Genomic DNA, 19,452 nt, shown 5'->3' with positions numbered 1-19,452 from the left:
GCGGAGGGCGCTGCTTTGAGGAGAAACCCATGAGCCACGCGCACACCGCGCCAGGCAAGGCCAGGTATTTGATCCACGCTGGCGGCGGCACGCCGCTGACGGACTTCCTCGCATTGGCCGAAACCGATCCCGAGATCACCGTGATCGATCTGATCGGCCCGCGCGGACAGCCGCACACCGCCGTGTTGGAAATCAGCGAAGACACCGCGCAGCGGCTCCAGCGGCAGTTCCGCGACGCCAGCGCCCCCACCCACCAATTCACGATAGAACCGGACCGCCCGCTGTCGATGTTCGACAGCGGCGCGGCCGGGCCGATTTGAAAGGAATCCACATGCCCAAGAATCCCAACGGCGGCGCACCGATGCCGCCGGAGTCCACATCAAGCGGCGGCGAGCCGGCGGCCGCATCCAGTACCGAAGGAAGCGGCGCCACCTCCACCACCACCACCGGCGCCGGCGACGGCAATGCCGCGCGGGCGGCCGACAGCCGGGCCGAGAACGTCGGCCGCGCCATCGGCTCGCGCAAAAAACAATACGTCGTCGCCCCGCGCCAGGTGCCGGAGGGCTTGCAAACGCTGGGCTTCCAGCCGCTGCAGTTCGCCACGCTGGAACAGGCGCTGCGCAACAGCGCCGACATCGAGGTGGTCGACACGGTCGGTCCCAAATCGGTGCTGGGCGCGCTGGCCGACGGCATGGGCGGCAGCCAGGGCGTGCTGGTGGCACGCATGACGGAACAGAAGGCGGCCCTGCTGCACCAGCAGGGCCAGGGCCGGCTGCTGGTCGAGCATGACCAGCACCTGACCTTGATGGAGCCCGCGTTTCGCCAGCCGCAAATGGTGACCGGCGTCATGCCCGGCGGCGGCGGCCCGGTCGTCAATGCCGTCATCAGCGTGATCGGCAAGGACGGCGCGCCGCAGGCCGACGCCGAGGTATCGCTGTTCGGCGGCATGATGCCGGCCAGCGGCAAGACCGACGCCAACGGCCAGGTCACGTTGTCGCTGTTCGGCGAGACGCCGGAGTCGATCACCGGCCTGTACGTCAAACCCAAGGCCGATTACTGGAGCTTCTACCAGCGCGATCCGGACATCAGCACCGACGAGGCCAACGTGGTGGCGCTGCGCGCGCTGTCGGACTGGCCGGCGCTGGCGGGCTTTCCACGCCAGCGCGCGCTCGGCTGGGGGCAGAAGGCGATGCGGCTCGACCAGTTGCCGGGCGCCTACCGCGGCCAGGGCGTCAAGATCGCCGTCGTCGATTCGGGCGCGGCCACGTCACACGACAATCTGCGCGGCATCAAGGCCGGCTTCGACGTGATGAACAAGAAGACCAATCCCGAAGGTTGGGACCAGGACACGATGGGCCACGGCAGCCATTGCGCCGGCGTCATCGCGGCGGCCGACATCGCTTCCGGCATCCGCGGCTTCGCGCCCGACGCCGAGGTCCACGCGTGCAAGCTGTTCCCGGGCGGCCAGGTCAGCCAGTTGATTGACGCGCTCGAGTACTGCATCGACAAGCAGATCGATGTCGTCAACCTGAGCCTGGGCGGGGCCGAGGTGTCCGAGGCGCTGGAGCAGCAAATCCTGCGCGCCAAGCGGTCCGGCATCGCCTGCATCGTCGCGGCCGGCAACTCCGGCGGTCCGGTGCAATACCCGGCCTCGTCGCCGAACGTGCTGGCGGTGGCCGCCATCGGCAAGCTCGACGAGTTCCCGGTCGATAGCTACCACGCGCAGACGCTCGATGCCAATGTGGACGCCTACGGCTATTTCACCGCCAAGTTCAGCTGTTTCGGACCGCAGGTGGGCGTATGCGGACCGGGTGTGGCGATCACCTCCTGCGTGCCGCCGAATAACTTTGCGGCCTGGGACGGCACCTCGATGGCGACGCCGCATATCACCGGCCTGGCGGCGCTGGTCTTGGCGCACCACCCGGACTTCCAGACGCCGCAGTACAAGGCGCGCGGCGCCGAGCGGGTCGAGCGGCTGTTCCAGATCCTCCGCGCCAGCGCGCGCCGGGTCAGCCTGGGCGACCAGAGCCGCACCGGTTTCGGCATGCCGGATGTGTTGGTGGCGGTCGGCCTGCAAACGCCGGCCGGGCAAGCCGTGCAGCAGCCGGCGGTGACGCCGCAGGCGCATGCCATGCAGCAGCCGGTGATCGCCGGCATGATGGCGCCGCAGGGCATGATGGCGCAGCAAGGCATGCTGTCGCCGTTCATGGCGGGCGGCATGGAACCGTTCGGGCTGGAGCTGGCGCGGGCGCCGTGGAATATGCCACGCACCGGGCCGTGGTACCAGATCTCGCCGACGATGCCGCCGCAGTATCCGACCTTCCAATGGTGACGCACTGAAAACGCGCCGGACAATGCAAAAAGCCGCGCGAGGCGGCTTTTTGCATACTGCTTGTTTGGCGTCCCCAGGGGGATTCGAACCCCCGTACTCACCGTGAAAGGGTGATGTCCTAGGCCTCTAGACGATGGGGACAGAAATCTGTCCGTGTTGCCGACCTAAACTACTGGTAAAACTGGAAAAATCCTGGCGTCCCCAGGGGGATTCGAACCCCCGTACTCACCGTGAAAGGGTGATGTCCTAGGCCTCTAGACGATGGGGACTTTTCCAAGGCGCGAATCATAGCAGTCAAATTCATCGAACGCAATAGCAAACCCTTGTTTTTGCACGAGATTCCCGCAAGATTGGCAGCCCGGCAACGCACACCCACCAAGGCAAGCGCGGGCAAAAGCGACGGCACAAATACAAAAAAGCCGCGCAAGGCGGCTTCGTCATCGAATCAAATGCTGGCGTCCCCAGGGGGATTCGAACCCCCGTACTCACCGTGAAAGGGTGATGTCCTAGGCCTCTAGACGATGGGGACATGTCGGTGCTCTCTGCGCTAATGGTGGAGGTAAGCGGGATCGAACCGCTGACCTCTTGCATGCCATGCAAGCGCTCTCCCAGCTGAGCTATACCCCCCGGGCGCAGAAAGTCTTCTGTCGTACTACGGTGCTGCAACTACCTCTTCTACTACTCGTCAGCCTGGCAAAGCTGGCGTCCCCAGGGGGATTCGAACCCCCGTACTCACCGTGAAAGGGTGATGTCCTAGGCCTCTAGACGATGGGGACCTTGGCGCTACGGTTACTACGTCGTCACTATCATCTCCGCGCAGTGGTGGAGGTAAGCGGGATCGAACCGCTGACCTCTTGCATGCCATGCAAGCGCTCTCCCAGCTGAGCTATACCCCCCGGGCGCAGAAATAATAAAAGCCGCTTGCGCGACTTTTGTTTTCACTACTTGTATCTATCCAGCATGAAGCCAAACATCAAACAAATCAGTACAAACAACGTCAACTACAACTCTGCTACTTTACAACTTGGCGTCCCCAGGGGGATTCGAACCCCCGTACTCACCGTGAAAGGGTGATGTCCTAGGCCTCTAGACGATGGGGACCGCGAACAACCAAACTGCCACTACGTTTCTGCGCATTTTCAACAATCACCAAAGTTTCTTGGTGGAGGTAAGCGGGATCGAACCGCTGACCTCTTGCATGCCATGCAAGCGCTCTCCCAGCTGAGCTATACCCCCGTTGGCGCAGAAACAAGAGTATAGCAAAGAAGCCGCACTATGCAAATACCCTTTTGCAACTTTGCTCCGGTTTTAATTCAAACTCAGAGAAATTTCGCCAGACGCGCAACAATCGCCTCGCGGCCGAAGATCTGCAACACCGCATCGATGGCCGGTGTCTGCAATTGACCGGTGACGATCAAACGCAGCGGCATGGCGATCTGCGGCATCTTCAACGTGTTCGCGGCCAAGACTTCCTTGATCATCGCGGCCAAGGCTTCCTTGCTCCACTCCACCGTCTTGCAGCGGTCGGCGAACTGCGCCAGCGCCGGCTTGACGGCGTCGGTCAGGTGCTGGGTCAGCAGCGCGGCGTCCGGCTGCGGCGTGCGGTAGAACAGCATCGCCGCGTCGGCCAGTTCGTTGACAGTGTTGGTGCGCTCCTTCATCAGCGCCAGCACGGCCGGCAGATCGGGCGCGCCATCGAACTCGGCGCCTGCCGCCAGCATGCGCGGCTTGGCCAGCTCAGCCAGGCGTGCGTTGTCGGCCTGCTTGATATAGTGGTTGTTGAGCCAGTTCAGCTTTTCGATGTTGAACTGCGCGGCCGAGTTCGACAGGTGCGAACCGTCGAACCACGCGATCACCTGCTCCATCGAAAATACTTCATCGTCGCCGTGGCTCCAACCCAGGCGCGCCAGGTAATTCAGGATCGCTTCCGGCAGATAACCTTGCGCCGGGTATTCCATGACGTTGACGGCGTCCTTACGCTTGGACATTTTCTGGCCGTCGGAGCCGAGTATCATCGGCAGGTGGCCATACAGCGGCAGCGGCGCGCCGATCGCGCGCAGGATGTTGATCTGGCGTGGCGTGTTGTTGACGTGGTCGTCGCCGCGCAGCACGTGGCTGATCTGCATGTCCCAGTCGTCGACGGCCACGCAGAAGTTATAAGTCGGCGTACCGTCCGGACGGGCGATGACCAGATCGTCCAATTCCTTGTTGCCGATGGTGATGGTGCCTTTGACGAAATCGTCCCAGGTCACTTCGCCGTCGAGCGGATTCTTGAAGCGCACCACCGGCTTGCGGCCTTCCGGAATCGCCGGCAAGGTCTTGCCCGGCTCGGGACGCCAGGTGCCGTCGTAGCGCGGCTTTTCGCCGGCCGCGCGCATGCGCTCGCGCATCGCTTCGACTTCTTCCGGCGACGAGTAGCAGTGGTAAGCGGTGCCGGCGCTCAGCATCTGGCCCACCACCTCGCGGTAGCGGTCCATGCGTTGCATCTGGTAGAACGGGCCTTCGTCGTGGTTCAGGCCCAGCCATTCCATGCCTTCGATGATGGCTTGCACGGCTTCCGGCGTGGAGCGTTCCAGGTCGGTATCCTCGATGCGCAGCACGAAGGTGCCGCCGAAGTGGCGGGCGAAAGCCCACGAATACAGCGCCGTGCGGGCGCCGCCGAGGTGGAGGAAGCCGGTCGGGCTGGGAGCAAAGCGGGTACGGACTGGCGTGGCTGGTGTGGTCATCGAGGTAAGAAAGCTGAGATGTAAAAGCAGCTATTTTACCTCGTCGCCGCCTTAATCGTTCTTGATGACGATGCTCGGGAACTTGCTGGTCATGTCCTTGGCCTTCTCGGACACTTGCACCGCGATCTTGCGGGCGATGTCTTTATAGATGGCGGCGACCTGGCCGTCCGGATCGGCCACCACCGTCGGCTTGCCGGAATCGGCCTGCTCGCGGATCGCCATCGTCAGCGGCAGCGCGCCGAGGAACTCGACATTGAAGTCCTTGCACATCTTGGCGCCGCCGCCGGCGCCGAAGATTTCCTCCGCATGGCCGCAGTTCGAGCAAATGTGCGTGCTCATGTTCTCGACGATGCCGAGGATCGGAATGCCGACCTTCTCGAACATCTTCAGGCCCTTGCGCGCGTCCAGCAAGGCGATGTCCTGCGGCGTGGTGACGATCACGGCGCCGGTGACCGGCACCTTTTGCGACAAGGTCAGCTGGATGTCGCCGGTGCCGGGCGGCATGTCGACGATCAAATAATCCAGGTCGCGCCAGTTGGTCTGCTCCAGCAACTGCTGCAGCGCCTGCGTGACCATCGGGCCGCGCCACACCATCGGCTCGTCCGGATCGATCAGGAAGCCGATCGACGACACTTGCACGCCATGGTTTTCCAGCGGCTCCATCGATTTGCCGTCCTTGGTTTCCGGACGGCCCGACACGCCCAGCATCATCGGCTGCGACGGGCCGTAGATGTCGGCGTCGAGCAGGCCGACCGAGGCGCCCTCGGCGGCCAGCGCCAGCGCCAGGTTGACGGCGGTGGTCGATTTGCCGACGCCGCCCTTGCCGGAGGCTACGGCAATGATGTTTTTCACATTCGGCATGAGCTTCAAGCCGCGCTGCACCGTGTGCGGGATGACCTTGGTCGACACGCCGACGCTGATGTTGCCCGCGCCCGGCACCGCCTTCAGGCCGGCGATGACGCTGGCGCGGATGCTGTCGACCTGGCTCCTGGCCGGATAGCCGAGCTCGATATCGAGGGAGATATCGCCGTTGTCGACCTTCAAATTCTTGACGGCCTTGCCGCTGACGTAATCTTTCGTTGTATTTGGATCAATGATTTTGGACAGCGCCGCCTTGACGTCTTCTACAGTAATGCTCATGTGACTCTCCGTGAAATGTGCGACCATTTTAGCGCATCGCGCCATAATTACCGGCCGCGCCCCATTGCCGGAGTGACCGCTTGCCGCTTCCACTGTTAAAATGCTCCTTTTCCACCCACAAAGTGCATCAACCATGACCCGCAAGCTGTTCGTCACCACTGCCCTGCCCTACGCAAACGCCGCTTTCCATATTGGCCACATGATGGAGTACATCCAGGCCGACATCTGGGTCCGGTTCCAGCGAATGCAGCGCGATGGCGATCTGCCGCGCACGGTGCACTTTGTCGGCGCCGACGACACCCACGGCACGCCGATCATGATCGCCGCCGAAAAGGAAGGCATCACGCCGCAGGAATTCGTCGCCAAGATCGCCGCCGGCCGCGCCCAGTACCTCGACGGCTTCCACATCGCCTTCGACAACTGGTACTCGACCGACTCGCCGGAAAACGTGGAGTTGTCGCAAGGCATCTACCGCAAGCTGCGCGACGCCGGCCTGATCCAGACCAAGATCGTGCCGCGCTTCTACGACCCGGTCAAAGGCATGTTCCTGGCCGACCGCAACATCAAGGGCGAGTGCCCGGTCTGCCACGCCAAGGACCAGTACGGCGACAACTGCGAAGTGTGCGGCGCGGCCTACCAGCCGACCGAACTGATCAATCCGTTCTCGGTGTTCACCAACGCCACGCCGGTCCTGAAGGATTCGGAACAGTATTTCTTCAAACTGTCCGATCCGCGCTGCTATGAATTCCTCAAGGACTGGCTGAACACGCCCGGCCGTTTACAGCCGGAAATGGTCAACAAGGTCAGCGAATGGCTGGGCGAGTCCGGCGAGAAGCTGGCCGACTGGGACATCTCGCGCGACGCGCCCTACTTCGGCATCCCGATTCCGGACGCGCCGGGCAAGTTCTTCTACGTCTGGCTGGACGCGCCGGTCGGCTACCTGGCCAGCCTGAAAAACTATTGCGAGAAGCAGGGCATCGACTTCAACGCACTGTTGAACGACCCGGCCACCGAGCAGATCCACTTCATCGGCAAGGACATCGTCTCCTTCCACCTGCTGTTCTGGCCGGCGATGCTGAAGTTCGCCGGCCATCCGGTGATCGACAAGCTCAAGGTCAACGTGCACGGCCACCTGACGGTCAACAACGAAAAAATGTCCAAATCGCGCGGCACCGGCATTTCGCCGCTGCGCTATTTGAACCTGGGCATGAATCCGGAATGGCTGCGCTACTACATCGCCTTCAAGCTCAACTCGAAGGTGGAAGACCTGGACTTCACCGGCGAAGACTTCGTCGCCCGCGTCAATAGCGACCTGATCGGCAAGTACGTCAACATCGCCAGCCGCTGCGCCGGCTTCATCGCCAAGAAATTCGACGGCAAGCTGGCCGGCTCGCTGTCCGAGGGCGCGCAGGGCTGGATCAAGCGCGCGCTGGTGACGGCCGAGGGCGTTGAACGCCAGGCCAGCATCGCCGCCAATTTCGAGGCGCGCGAGTTCGGCAAGGCGTTGCGCGAAATCATGGAAATCGCCGACATCACCAACCAGTATGTCGACGAGAACAAGCCGTGGATCCTGGCCAAGGATGAAGCCAAGATTGCAGAGCTGCACGACGTCTGCACCGCCGCGCTGATCCTGTTCCGCCAGCTGACGATACTGCTGTCGCCGGTGCTGCCGGGTGTGGCCGCCAACGTCGCCAAGTTCCTCAACGACGAAAAGCTGGTGTGGGCCGATACCGATGTCGCCAGCGGCGCCGTCTCGCAAGCCATGCTGGGCCGTACCATCGGCGCCTACAGCCACCTGATGACCCGCGTCGACGCCAAGATGATCGAAGAGCTGTTCGACGCCCCGAAACCGGACGCCGCCGCCCCTGCCGCTGCCACCGCCGCTGTTACCGCCTCGGCGCCTGCCGCCGCCGGCGCCGCGGCCGCCCCGGCGCCCGCCACCGGCATCGAGGAACTGGCGCCGGAGATCAAGATCGACGACTTCGTCAAGATCGATCTGCGCATCGCCAAAATCGTCCACTGCGAACACGTCGACGGTTCCGACAAGCTGCTGCGCCTGACCCTGGACGTCGGCGAAGGCCGCCACCGCAACGTTTTCTCCGGCATCAAGTCGATGTACAAGCCGGAAGAGCTGGTCGGCAAGCTGACCGTGCTGGTCGCCAACCTGGCGCCGCGCAAAATGAAGTTCGGCGTGTCCGAAGGCATGGTGCTGGCGGCCTCGGCGGCCGACGAGAAGGCCAATCCGGGCATCTATATTTTGAATCCGTGGCCGGGCGCCGAGCCAGGCATGCGCATCCGTTAAGGACAGTCCAGGCATGAACATCGTAGTGCGTGAAGCGACGGAAGAAGATGCCAAACTGATTGCCGAGCTCACGCGCGCCGCGTGGGCCGGCAAGGTCAGCGTCACCTCCAGCGGACACCGCGAAACCGCCGTCGTCGTTGCAGACCATCTGCGCGACGGCGGCGGTTTTGTTTTATTGGTCGACGACGAGCCCGTAGGCTCGGTGCGCTGGCTGCCGCTCGACGCCGACCCGGACGTCTGGGAAATCTGCCGCATGGGCGTGCTGCCGCGCTACCGGGGCAGCAACTTGTCGCAGCACCTGCTCGAAGCCGTGATCCATCACGGCCTGGCCTGCGGCGTGGAAGAGGTTCGCCTGGCGGTGCGTGCCGATCAGCCCAAGCTGATCGACTTTTACGCCGCCTACGAATTCGAACTGGCGGAAGAGCTCGAGTATTCGCATGCCAATCCGATGGAAACCCCGCCGCTGGTGATGCGCCGCTCGTTGCGCTACTGAATTTTCTTCCAATCATTACAGCGTTTGCTCGCAAAGCGGCTTCCACAAATCCGACCTCTGCGCAAGCGACTCTCCTACTCGCTTCGCCGCCCCCTTGTGAAAAAATGAAGACTCCTAAAACCTAAATGAGGAGCAAACATGAAAACCAAATTTGCAGCGTTGACCATCGCAATCCTGATGAGCGCGGCGGCCGTGGCGCAAACCGGCGCAGGCAGCAGCGGCCAGACCGGCACCAGCGGCACGGGTGGCACCAGCACCACCGGTAGCAGCGGCGGCGCCGGCGGCACCGGCGGCACCAGCGGCCAGACCGGCAGCGGCGGCAGCAGCACCGGCAGCGGCAGCGGCACGCAATCGGGCACCGGCAGCGGCTCGGCCGGCAGCCAGTCGGCCGGCAGCGGCGGCATGACCGGCAGCCAGTCGGGCGGCTCGACCACGGGACAATCCGGCTCGACGGGCGGTTCGTCCAGCACCGACCAGTACGGCAGCGGCAGCGCCAGCGGCTCGGGCAGCGGCAGCAGCGGTAGCAGCGCCAGCGGCACAAGCGGCAGCGGCCGCCAGGACGGCACCACCTCGTCGACCCGCAGCAAACAGCAACAGTCTAAAAACAAAAACAAGTCGGATCAGAGCGAGACTTCACGCAGCCGTTGAGGCGCGTAACGAAAGGCCATCAAACTTGATTTTTTGCCTTATGGCCCGCCATGACTGGCGGGCTGCAACAACCCGCTAACACGCATCTCCGCCGAGCCATGAAGGTCGCGCTTCCGCACTAACTCCAACAAGTCAGGTCCCTGACGAGGCGCCGCGAACGCATGCGCCGCGCGCCGCCCAAAAAAATGTGCATCGACACCATTTTCTCGCGGAACTAAATTCTTTTGATCTATGTCAAAGCTGTAGAGAGAAGCGAGGCCGGGCATGCGTGGCGACGATGTCGTTTGCGCAAAAGCGGCGAATTCATCGTGATGCAGGTGTCGCCGGACGCGGTTTCACCATCATTTCGATAGTCATCCCCTCCCACGCGAAAGTCTAGCGAACGCTGCCGTACCGGCTTGCGGCGGGGGCGCGCGCGTGGGTCTGACCTCGCTATCTTACATCGCTCGCAGAAGCGAATCACGGACACAACAGTAGAAATACTGGGGTGCTTGTAAGCCGATTTTTTTGCACTACTATTTTCTTCACCCGACCTCATCGGATGCGGGAATTACTTACATAACGGAGACACGGAATCATGGCAATCAACATCAAACGCTTGGTATCGCAGGCACTCGCCGCCACCATTATGCTGGGGTCCGCCTGCATGGCCCATGCCGCTACGGCCGGGCCCGGCACATGGAGCAGCCAGCAAAGCTGGGCCAACGACACCGTCAATGGCGGGCAACTGACCGGCTACTTCTATTGGCCCGCATCGCAACCGACCCTGGCCGGCAAACGGGCGCTGGTGCTGGTGCTGCACGGCTGCCAGCAAACCGCCACCAACGACGTCATCAACAGCGGCACCGACGGCGGCTACAACTGGAAGGCGGTGGCGGACAAATACGGCGCCGTCGTCATCGCGCCCAACGCCCCCGGCAACGTCTACGCGAACCATTGCTGGGACTACGCCAGCACCAACCACAACCGCACCAGCGGCCACGACGCGGTCCTGCTCGACGTCGTCAACCGCTTTGTCGCCGATCCGAAATACGCGATCGACCCCAACCAGGTGTATGTGACCGGCCTGTCCTCGGGCGGCGGCGAGACGATGGCGCTGGGCTGCCTGGCGCCGGATGTGTTCGCTGGTATCGGCATCAACGCCGGCCCCACACCTGGCACCACGACCCTGCAGATCGGCGCCGTACCGTCGGGCTATACCGCCGCAACGGCCGCCGGCAAATGCAAGGCGATGGCCGGCAGCAGCGCCAGCAAGTTCTCCACGCAAATTGCCGGCACCATCTGGGGCACCATGGATTACACCGTGGGGCAGGCCTACGGCCCGCTGGGCGCGGCGGCGATGCGCCAGGTGTATGGCGGCACCTTCAAGGCGGACGCGGCAACGACGGTGCCTGGCGGCGGCAGCAACATCCAATACCGCGACAGCAACGGCAAGGTGCGCACGCACGAAATCACCGTGACCGGCATGGGCCATTCGTGGCCGGCGGGCGCTGGCGGCCAGAACATGAACTACGTTGACGCCACCAAAGTCGACTACCCGGAATTCGTCATGGATTTCTGGTACAAGAACAACATGCGCGTCTCGACGGTCGCCGGCCCGACCGTCACCGCTTGCTCCGCCAACGTCATCAGCGCCACCAGCGCCACCATCACCGGTGCGGCCACCTCGCCCGGCAGCGTGACGAATTACACCGTGGCATTGAGCGGACCGACCGCGGTCAACGACAACGCGGCAGGCAGCGGCCCGAGCTTCAGCAAGACGTATAACCTGAGCAACGGCTACTACAGCGGCACCGTCACCGCCACCGACACCCTCGGCCAGACGTCCGCCGCCTGCGCGGTTCCGCAATTCCTGGTTGGCAATGCACCGACCTTGTCGACGCCGTCGGGCCTGAGCGCCGGTAGCCCGAGCGCCACCGCAGTACCGCTGAGCTGGAACGCCGTCAACGGCGCCACCGGCTACAACGTCTACCGCAACGGCGTCAAGGTGACGGCCACGCCGGTGACCACGCTGACCTACAGCGCCACCGGCCTGACCGCCGGCACCACGTACAGCTTTACCGTCTCGGCGGTCGGTCCGGACGGCGAGAGCGCGCTGTCGGCGCCGGTGAGCGTCACCACGCCTTCCGGCTTTGCGTGCACGACGGTTACCGCTAACAACTACGCGCATGTGAAGGCCGGCCGCGCGCACCAGGTCGCAGGCTATGCGCTGGCCAACGGGTCGGACCAAGTGCTGGGCTTGTACAGCATCTTTTACACGCGGACGCTGGCGCAAACCGGTCCTGGCTACTATATCGTCGGTAGCTGCCCATAAGCATTAACTTGCCGTCCCGCAGCAGCATGCGGGACGGCATTTTTGACGCGTCGATTCCGACCATGACGCGAGGAATCGTCCTACGCAAGAGCTCAGCTTGCTGTGAAAAAATGGGTCTCCATTCAACGAATAACGAGGAGTCACCCATGAACACCAAATTGACCGTCATGATTGCCGCAATGTGCATGAGCGCGAGCGTGTTCGCGCAGACCCAGCCGACCGGCCAGTCCACCACGCCAACCGGCCAGTCCGCCACGGCCGCGGGCACCAGCAACACCGGCACGCCCACCGTGGGCCAGAGCACCAATAACAGTGGCGAGCAAAACGCGACCGCCATGCAAAACAACAGCAACACCCAAAACACCGCGACGCCGCGCAACGCCCAGCGCAAGACCGACAAGGCGATGCAGCAGTCCAAAGTGAACGCCGATTGCGCCCAGGGCCATACCGACGGCCACGCGACCGCGCCGACGCATAGCGGCACCGCAAGCGCCGAGGGCTGCGATACCAAAACCATCAAACGCTAATGTGCGTGACGGCACGTGGGGATGGCCGGCATTGTCCGGCCATCCCCCACCGCTGTTAAAAAACGTGGCGGATGCCGAGGTTGACGCCCCGGTTGCCCGTCCCGCCTTCGATGGCGCTGCCCACCGTGTATCCGGCGCCGTTCTTGTTGCGGATGTAAGCGTACACCCCGTACAAATCGGTGCGCTTCGACAGGTAGTAGCGATACCCGCCAGCGAACTGCTGCGCGTCTTGATTGAAGTTGGTCTTGTCGTTTTTGCGGATGTACGACGCCAGCCAAACCCCACTCCCCCGCGGCACCGTCACGCCGAGCAGCATCACGTCGCTGTCGGTGCTCGGCGTGGGCGCGACCGCGTAGCCGAACGGATTGGCCAGGTTGCGCGGCAGCGCGCTGTTCAAACCCTTGTCGATGCCGTAGGCGCCGTGCAGCTTCATGAAGCCGGCGTCGTACAACGCCGTCAGCACCGTATTATTGGCGGCGCTGGTGTTTTTCAGCGTGGCCGTATCGTTGTCGCGATGGTGCGTCGCCAGCCGCATGGTGAACGCGCCGCGATTGTAGATCAGCGATCCGCCCAATTGGCGGCCGGCCGCGCTGTCGCCGGATACTTCGCCAGCACCATACACCAATTCCACCGTGACCCCGCCAAACGCCGGTGACACATACTTGATCGCGTTGTCCATGCGGCTGGCGCTGTTGCCGGTCGACGCCATCAGGTTCTTGGTGTCGCCCGCCGTGCCGGAGCCGAACGGATCGACCGTGGCCACGGCCAGATACTGCGGCGTGTACTGGCGCCCCAGGGTGATCGTGCCAGATCGGGTCTGAAGGCCGACGTAGGCCTGGCGCCCGAACAGCAGGCCGCCTTGCCCCATTGCCCCGGTATCGGACTGGAAGCCGTTCTCCAGCAGGAAGACGGCCGACATGCCGCCGCCCAGATCCTCCGTGCCCTTGAAGCCGAGCCGCGATCCCGCCTCGACGCCGCTGGTCAGTTTGGTGGTGGTGGCGATGCCGCCGCTTTCGCGCACCAGCGCCATGTCGACGATGCCGTACACCGTCACATTCGATTGGGCGACTGCCGTCGCCGCCGATGCACCGAGCATCAGCGCCAGCATGGTTTTTTTCATTGTGGACTCCCTATGATTGACTCGTTATTGTTTTGAACCGAAGCCGCCGCCACCCGGCGTTTCAATGGCAAAGACGTCGCCGGTTTGCATGTCCGTGGTGTGGGTGGCGCCGAATTCCTCGATAGCGCCGTCGCCGCGCTCGACCCAGTTGCGTCCCAGTGCCCCCGGCTGCGCGCCCTCAAGCCCGAACGGCGCGACGCGGCGGTGGCCCGCCAGGATGTTGGCGGTCATCGCCTCGAGGAAGCGGATGCGCCGCAGCGCGCCGTCGCCGCCGTGGTGTTTGCCCGCGCCGCCGCTGCCGCGCCGGATCGCGTGCGTCTCGACCAGCACCGGGAAGCGCCACTCCAGCACCTCCGGATCGGTCATGCGCGAGTTGGTCATATGCGTCTGCACCGCCGCCGTGCCGTTGAAACCGGGCCCTGCGCCGGAGCCGCCGGCGATGGTTTCGTAGTACTGGTGCTCGTCGTTCCCGAAGGTGAAGTTGTTCATCGTGCCCTGCGACGCCGACATCACGCCCAATGCGCCATACAGCGCGTCGGTGACGGTCTGCGACACTTCCACGTTGCCGGCCACCACGGCGGCCGGATAGCGCGGATTGAGCATCGAACCTTCCGGGATGATCAGCTTGAGCGGTTTGAGCACGCCCTCGTTCATCGGGATGTCGCTGTCGATCAAGGTACGGAACACGTACAACACCGCCGCCTTGCACACCGACAGCGGCGCGTTGAAGTTGGTCGGCCGCTGCCCGCTGGTGCCGCTGAAGTCGACGATCGCGCCGCCGCTGAAATGGTCGATGGTCAGCTTGACCTTGACCACCGCGCCGTCGTCCATCTCGTAGGCGAAGCTGGCGTCGCGCAAGCCGATGATGGCCTTGCGCACCGCCGCCTCGGCGTTGTCCTGCACGTGGCCCATGTAGGCCAGCACCACGTCTTCGCCATAGGTCGACACGGCCTTCAGCAGTTCGTTAGCGCCGGTCTCGCAGGCGCCCAGCTGGGCGATCAAGTCGGAGATGTTCTGGTCGATATTACGGCTCGGCCAGGGACCGGCGGCGAACAGGCCCCGCACCAGCGGCTCGAGGAACACGCCCTTGTCGACGATCTTGACGTTGTCGAGCAAAACACCCTCCTCCTCGATGGTGGTGCTATTGGGCGGCATCGAGCCGGGCGTGATGCCGCCGACATCGCCGTGGTGGCCGCGCGCGGCGACGTAGAACAGCGGCGCGCCCCAGCCGGTCTCGCCGTACACCGGGCACACCACGGTGATATCCGGCAGGTGGGTGCCGCCGTTGTATGGCACGTTGAGCACATAGGCGTCGCCCGGCGCCATGGTCTTGGCGTGCTGGCGGATCACGCACAACACGCTGTCGCTCATCGACCCCAGATGGACCGGGATGTGCGGCGCGTTGGCGATCAAATTGCCGTCGCGGTCGAAGATCGCGCAGGAGAAGTCCAGCCGCTCCTTCATGTTGACCGAGTAGGCGGTGTTCTCCAGCGTGGTGCCCATCTGGCGCGCGATGGCCATGAACAGGTTGTTGAAGATCTCCAGGTGGATTGGATGGGCGGCGGTGGTCATCTTGTGGGCGCTGCCGGCGGCGCCGCTGCGCTCCAGCAGCAAGGTGCGGTCCGGCAGCACGCTGGCGCTCCAGCCGGCATCGACCACGGTGGTGGCGATCTCCTCGCGGATCAGCGCCGGGCCGGCCACGCGGCTGCCGACCGCCAGTTCGGCGCGCACGTGCAGCGCGATCGGCACGGTCTGGCCGTCGACGTAGCTGTAGACGCGGCCGGAGCCGGTATCGGCGGCAACAGAGGCCGGCACCTCGATGACGAAGTCGGCGCCGTCGCCGGCCCCGATGGCCTCCGCCGACACCGATTCGATCACCAGCGGCTGGCCTTCCATGACGAAGCCGAAGCGTCCGCGATACAGCACCGCGAACGCCTCCGCCATCTCCTCGACGCCGGCCAGCGCGATGACAAAGGCCGAGTCGCTGTCCTGGTACTTGAGGCGCGCGCACAGCTCGACCCGGATATCGTCCGGCGCCACCTGCTGCACCAGCAGGTCGGCGTGGGCCTGGCGCGCCAGTTCCGCCAATTGCGGTTGCAGCGCCGCCAGCGTGGCGGCGGTCAGCGGCTGCTCGACGGCGCCCTCGCGCATGGCCCGGATGTCGGCCAGTCCCATGCCGAAGGCCGACAGCACGCCGGCGAACGGATGGATGGCGATCTTGGTCATGCCCAGCACGTCGGCCACGCGGCACGCGTGCTGGCCGCCGGCGCCGCCGAAGCAGCACATGGCGTAGCGGCTGACGTCATAGCCGCGCTCCACCGAGATCGACTTGATCGCCTGCGCCATATTATCGACGGCGACCGCCAGGAAGCCATCGGCGACGGCCGATGGCGACAGGCGCGTGCCGGTTTCGCGTTCGATCTTCGCTGCCAGTTCGCCAAAGGCGCGCACCACCACGTCGCGGTCCAGCGGCAGGTCGCCATTCGGGCCGAAGACGTGCGGGAAGTGCTCCGGCTGGATGCGGCCCAGCATGACGTTACAGTCGGTGACGGTCAGCGGGCCGCCTTTGCGGTAGCTGGCCGGTCCAGGATTGGCGCCGGCCGATTCCGGCCCCACCTTGAAGCGGCCGTTCTCGAAGCTGCAAATCGAGCCGCCGCCCGCCGCCACGGTATGGATGTGCATCATCGGCGCGCGTACCCGCACGCCGGCCACCACGGTTTCGAACACGCGCTCGTAGGCGCCGTCGTAGTGGGCGACGTCGGTCGAGGTGCCGCCCATGTCGAAGCCGATCACCTGTTTCAGGCCGATCGCCTCGCAGCTCTTGACGGCGCCGACGATGCCGCCGGCCGGGCCGGACAGGATCGCGTCCTTGCCCTGGAAGCGGCCGGCGTCGGTCAGGCCGCCGTTCGACTGCATGAACATGATGCGCGTGTCTCCCGTGTCGGCCGACACGCGGGAGACGTAGTCGCGCAGCACCGGCGACAGGTAGGCGTCGACCACCGTGGTGTCGCCACGGCCGACGATCTTCATCAATGGGCTGACCTGGTGGCTGACCGAGATCTGCGTGAAGCCCGCCTCCTCGGCCAGCGCTTGCAGGCGCAGCTCGTGCCGGGGATAGCGGTAGGCGTGCATCAGGACGATGGCGATGGCGGCGATGCCCTTTTCGCGCAGCGCGGCGAACTGTGCGCGCAGCCGCGCCTCGTCCGGCGCTTGCAGCACGTCGCCATGGGCGCCGACGCGCTCATCGATCTCGATCACTTCCTCGTAGATCAGGTCCGGCAATTCGATGTGCATGGCGAAGATGTTCGGGCGGTCCTGATAGCCGATGCGCAGCTGGTCGGCGAAACCGCGCGTGATGGCCAGGGCCGTGCGCGCGCCCTTGCGCTCCAACAGCGCGTTGGTGGCGACGGTGGTGCCCATCTTGATCACTTCGATCCGGTCGGACGGCAGCGGATCGCCGGTCTGCAAGCCCAGCATGTCGCGCATGCCCTGGGTGACCGCATCGTCGTAGCGCTCCGGGTATTCGGACAGCAGTTTGTGGGTCACCAGCTTGCCATCCGGACGGCGGGCGACGATGTCGGTGAAGGTGCCGCCACGGTCGACCCAGAATTGCCACAGCATTTTTTGGGTTGGAATGTCGTTTTTCATGTCGATGCCTTTTGATCTTTTGTACGGTGAAATCAGCTTATGGGTCAGGATTCGAGCTTTTTGCCGGCGGTTTCGGGCAGCGTCAGCGCCGCCAGGATCATCACGCCGTAAGCGGTGCCGGCGAAGACGCCGATCGCCTCGCCCAGCGCCATGGAGTTGCTGCTCAAGCCGATCATCAGCGGGAACAGCGAGCCGATGGCGCGGCCCATGTTGTAGCTGAAGCCCTGGCCGGAGCCGCGCATCGAGGTCGGGAACAACTCGGTCAGGAAAGCGCCCATGCCGCTGAAAACGCCGGAGACGCAGAAGCCGAGCGGGAATCCCAGGAACAGCATCACGCTGTCGGTCACCGGCAGCCGGGTATAGGCCAGGGCGATGCACATCGAGCCGGTGGCGAACAGGATGAAATTCTTCTTGCGGCCCAGGTAGTCGGTCAGGAAGGCGCTGACGATGTAGCCGACGTACGAGCCGACGATCACCATCGCCAGGTAGCCGCCGGTGCCCAGCACCGTCAGATGGCGCTCGGTCTTGAGGAAGGTCGGCAGCCAGGTGGTGATGGCGTAGTAGCCGCCCTGGGCGCCGGTGGTCAGCAGCACGGCGCGAATGGTCACGCTGAGCATCTTCGGCGCGAAGATGGCGGTGAACTTGACGCGCTCCTCGCTGTTCACCCGCACCTTGTTTTGCTCGGCGATGAAGACCTCCGGTTCATCGACGAAGCGGCGGATGAAGATCACGAACAGCGCCGGCAGTATCCCCAGCAGGAACAGCGAGCGCCATGCCCATTCCGGCGGCAGCAGCGAGAACATCAACGCATACAGCAAGGCCGACATGCCCCAGCCGAGCGCCCATCCCGCCTGCACCATGCCGACCGCCTTGCCGCGGTCCTTGGCGCGTATCACCTCGCCGATCAGGATGGCGCCGGCGGTCCACTCGCCGCCCATGCCAAAGCCCATCAGGCCGCGCGCCCACAGCAGCTGCTCGAAGTTCTGCGCGAAGCCGCACAACACGGTGAAGAAGGCGAACCACAGGATGGTGATCTGCAGCGTCTTGACGCGGCCGATACGGTCCGACATGATGCCGGCGATCCAGCCGCCGGCGGCGGAGGTGAGCAAGGTGACGGTGCCGATCAAGCCGGCGTCGCCCTTGGACAGGCCCCAGGTGGCGATCAGGGTCGGGATCACGAAGCTGAGGAACTGCGTGTCCATCGCGTCGAGCGCATAACCGATCTTGCAGCTCCAGAAGGTGCGGCGCTCCTTGCTGGTCAAGGCGTGGAACCAGGCGAAATATCCTTCCGGCTGGCTGGTGCTGGCTACTTTTGTGTTCATCGTGCTCTCCCTTTTTTAGAATGCGGCGGTCCCCCGGGTGCCTGTGCGGACCCGATAGCGGGGACTTGCCATGTTGTTTAAGTCAGAATGCGGCTAGCGAGGCGTTGCGTATGTCCGTCACCAGCATGTAGCCCGGCTGGTGGGTGATCACCAGCGGCATGCGCGCGTGGCGTATGGCCTCCTGCGGCGTGACGCCGCACGGCCAGAAAACCGGGATCTCGTCGGGCATCACCTCGACCGCGTCGCCATAGTCGGGTTGAGCGAGGTTGGCGATGCCGATCAGCGCGGGATCGCCCAGATGGATCGGCGCGCCGTGGACGGCCGGGAAGCGGCTGGTGATCTGGATCGCGCGGATGGCGTCGGCCGCCTTCATCGGCCGCATCGACACCACCATCTCGCCGCCGAACGGGCCGGCGGCCCGGTTGCGAATATTGGTGCGGTACATGGCGACGTTGCGGCGCTGCGCGATGTGGCGCAGCGGGATGCCGGCGTCCATCAGCATCTGTTCGAACGAGAATGAACAGCCGATCGCGAACACCACCAGATCGTCGCGCCAGAGGTCGTGCAGCGCGGCCGTTTGCGCCGACAGCACACCATCGCGGTAGACGTTGTAGCCGGGCGTGTCGCTGCGCAGGTCCATGTCGGCGCCGAGGCTGGCGACATTCCACTGACCGGGTTCGCCGACCGCCAGCAGCGGACAGGCGCGCTGGTTGCGCTGGCAGAAAAGCAAAAAGGCGTCGGCGTGCGCCTGCGGCAGGATCACCAGGTTGGCTTGGGCGTAGTCGCCGCAATATCCCGCAGTGGGCAAGCGGAATTCGCCGCTGCGGACTTTGTGTCGGAGTTCAAGAGGAGTCATGGTCGTTTCGCTCACTAGTCGTAT

General features: G+C 64.3%; 13 protein-coding genes and 8 tRNA genes. 7 read left to right on the top strand and 14 right to left on the bottom strand.

The window, feature by feature from the left end; genetic code table 11:
* Positions 1–29 precede the first annotated feature (29 nt).
* Together NHH73_11530 and NHH73_11525 are read left to right on the top strand one after the other, a co-directional pair.
* Positions 30–320, top strand: coding sequence for a hypothetical protein (locus NHH73_11530; protein ID USX28863.1), 291 nt, complete (start codon positions 30–32; stop codon positions 318–320).
* An 11-nt stretch (positions 321–331) separates the two neighbouring features.
* Positions 332–2,332 carry a S8 family serine peptidase gene (locus NHH73_11525; protein USX28862.1) on the top strand — a complete coding sequence of 667 codons (2,001 nt, stop codon included), beginning with the start codon at positions 332–334 and terminating at the stop codon, positions 2,330–2,332.
* Positions 2,333–2,397: 65 nt separating this feature from the next.
* Here the strand turns inward: NHH73_11525 and NHH73_11520 are convergent.
* From NHH73_11520 to apbC, 10 genes are all read right to left on the bottom strand, one after another.
* Positions 2,398–2,473 (bottom strand) — tRNA-Glu (locus NHH73_11520).
* Between the two features lie 52 nt (positions 2,474–2,525).
* Positions 2,526–2,601: transfer RNA gene (locus NHH73_11515), tRNA-Glu, on the bottom strand.
* A 184-nt stretch (positions 2,602–2,785) separates the two neighbouring features.
* A tRNA-Glu gene (locus NHH73_11510) sits at positions 2,786–2,861 on the bottom strand.
* 22 nt (positions 2,862–2,883) lie between these two features.
* Positions 2,884–2,959, bottom strand: a tRNA-Ala gene (locus NHH73_11505).
* Positions 2,960–3,032: 73 nt separating this feature from the next.
* Positions 3,033–3,108: transfer RNA gene (locus NHH73_11500), tRNA-Glu, on the bottom strand.
* A gap of 44 nt (positions 3,109–3,152) precedes the next feature.
* Positions 3,153–3,228: transfer RNA gene (locus NHH73_11495), tRNA-Ala, on the bottom strand.
* 129 nt (positions 3,229–3,357) lie between these two features.
* Positions 3,358–3,433: transfer RNA gene (locus NHH73_11490), tRNA-Glu, on the bottom strand.
* 59 nt (positions 3,434–3,492) lie between these two features.
* Positions 3,493–3,568, bottom strand: a tRNA-Ala gene (locus NHH73_11485).
* An 83-nt stretch (positions 3,569–3,651) separates the two neighbouring features.
* On the bottom strand, positions 3,652–5,058 hold the full coding sequence (gene gltX / locus NHH73_11480) for a glutamate--tRNA ligase (protein USX28861.1): 1,407 nt from the start codon (positions 5,056–5,058) through the stop codon (positions 3,652–3,654).
* A gap of 51 nt (positions 5,059–5,109) precedes the next feature.
* On the bottom strand, positions 5,110–6,198 hold the full coding sequence (gene apbC, locus NHH73_11475; protein ID USX28860.1) for an iron-sulfur cluster carrier protein ApbC: 1,089 nt from the start codon (positions 6,196–6,198) through the stop codon (positions 5,110–5,112).
* A 133-nt stretch (positions 6,199–6,331) separates the two neighbouring features.
* Between apbC and metG the strand changes: the two genes are divergently transcribed.
* From metG to NHH73_11450, 5 genes are all read left to right on the top strand, one after another.
* Positions 6,332–8,500, top strand: a complete 2,169-nt coding sequence (metG, locus tag NHH73_11470; GenBank protein USX28859.1) for a methionine--tRNA ligase — start codon at positions 6,332–6,334, stop codon at positions 8,498–8,500.
* Between the two features lie 13 nt (positions 8,501–8,513).
* Positions 8,514–8,993 (top strand): GNAT family N-acetyltransferase, encoded by a 480-nt coding sequence (locus NHH73_11465; protein ID USX28858.1) that lies wholly within the window; start codon positions 8,514–8,516, stop codon positions 8,991–8,993.
* A gap of 138 nt (positions 8,994–9,131) precedes the next feature.
* On the top strand, positions 9,132–9,641 hold the full coding sequence (locus NHH73_11460) for a hypothetical protein (protein ID USX28857.1): 510 nt from the start codon (positions 9,132–9,134) through the stop codon (positions 9,639–9,641).
* A gap of 628 nt (positions 9,642–10,269) precedes the next feature.
* Entirely contained in the window at positions 10,270–11,955 is a 1,686-nt protein-coding gene (locus NHH73_11455; protein USX29613.1) for a PHB depolymerase family esterase, read from the top strand.
* Between the two features lie 146 nt (positions 11,956–12,101).
* Positions 12,102–12,482: a hypothetical protein gene (locus NHH73_11450; protein USX28856.1), complete on the top strand. Its 381-nt coding sequence runs from the start codon at positions 12,102–12,104 to the stop codon at positions 12,480–12,482.
* A gap of 55 nt (positions 12,483–12,537) precedes the next feature.
* Here the strand turns inward: NHH73_11450 and NHH73_11445 are convergent, their stop codons facing one another.
* The 4 genes from NHH73_11445 to NHH73_11430 form a co-directional block, all read right to left on the bottom strand.
* Complete coding sequence (locus NHH73_11445) at positions 12,538–13,602, bottom strand: porin (GenBank protein USX28855.1); 1,065 nt, start codon at positions 13,600–13,602, stop codon at positions 12,538–12,540.
* 24 nt (positions 13,603–13,626) lie between these two features.
* Complete coding sequence (locus NHH73_11440; GenBank protein USX28854.1) at positions 13,627–17,250, bottom strand: hydantoinase B/oxoprolinase family protein; 3,624 nt, start codon at positions 17,248–17,250, stop codon at positions 13,627–13,629.
* Between the two features lie 44 nt (positions 17,251–17,294).
* Positions 17,295–18,572, bottom strand: a complete 1,278-nt coding sequence (locus tag NHH73_11435) for an MFS transporter (protein USX28853.1) — start codon at positions 18,570–18,572, stop codon at positions 17,295–17,297.
* 82 nt (positions 18,573–18,654) lie between these two features.
* Positions 18,655–19,428: a putative hydro-lyase gene (locus tag NHH73_11430; protein ID USX28852.1), complete on the bottom strand. Its 774-nt coding sequence runs from the start codon at positions 19,426–19,428 to the stop codon at positions 18,655–18,657.
* Between the last annotated feature and the right edge of the window lie 24 nt (positions 19,429–19,452).

Source organism: Oxalobacteraceae bacterium OTU3CINTB1, from assembly GCA_024123955.1.
In the GTDB taxonomy this organism is placed as follows: Bacteria; Pseudomonadota; Gammaproteobacteria; order Burkholderiales; family Burkholderiaceae_D; genus Rugamonas.
Note: the sequence above shows the minus strand (reverse complement) of the source record. Positions and strands in the feature narration are given on the sequence as shown.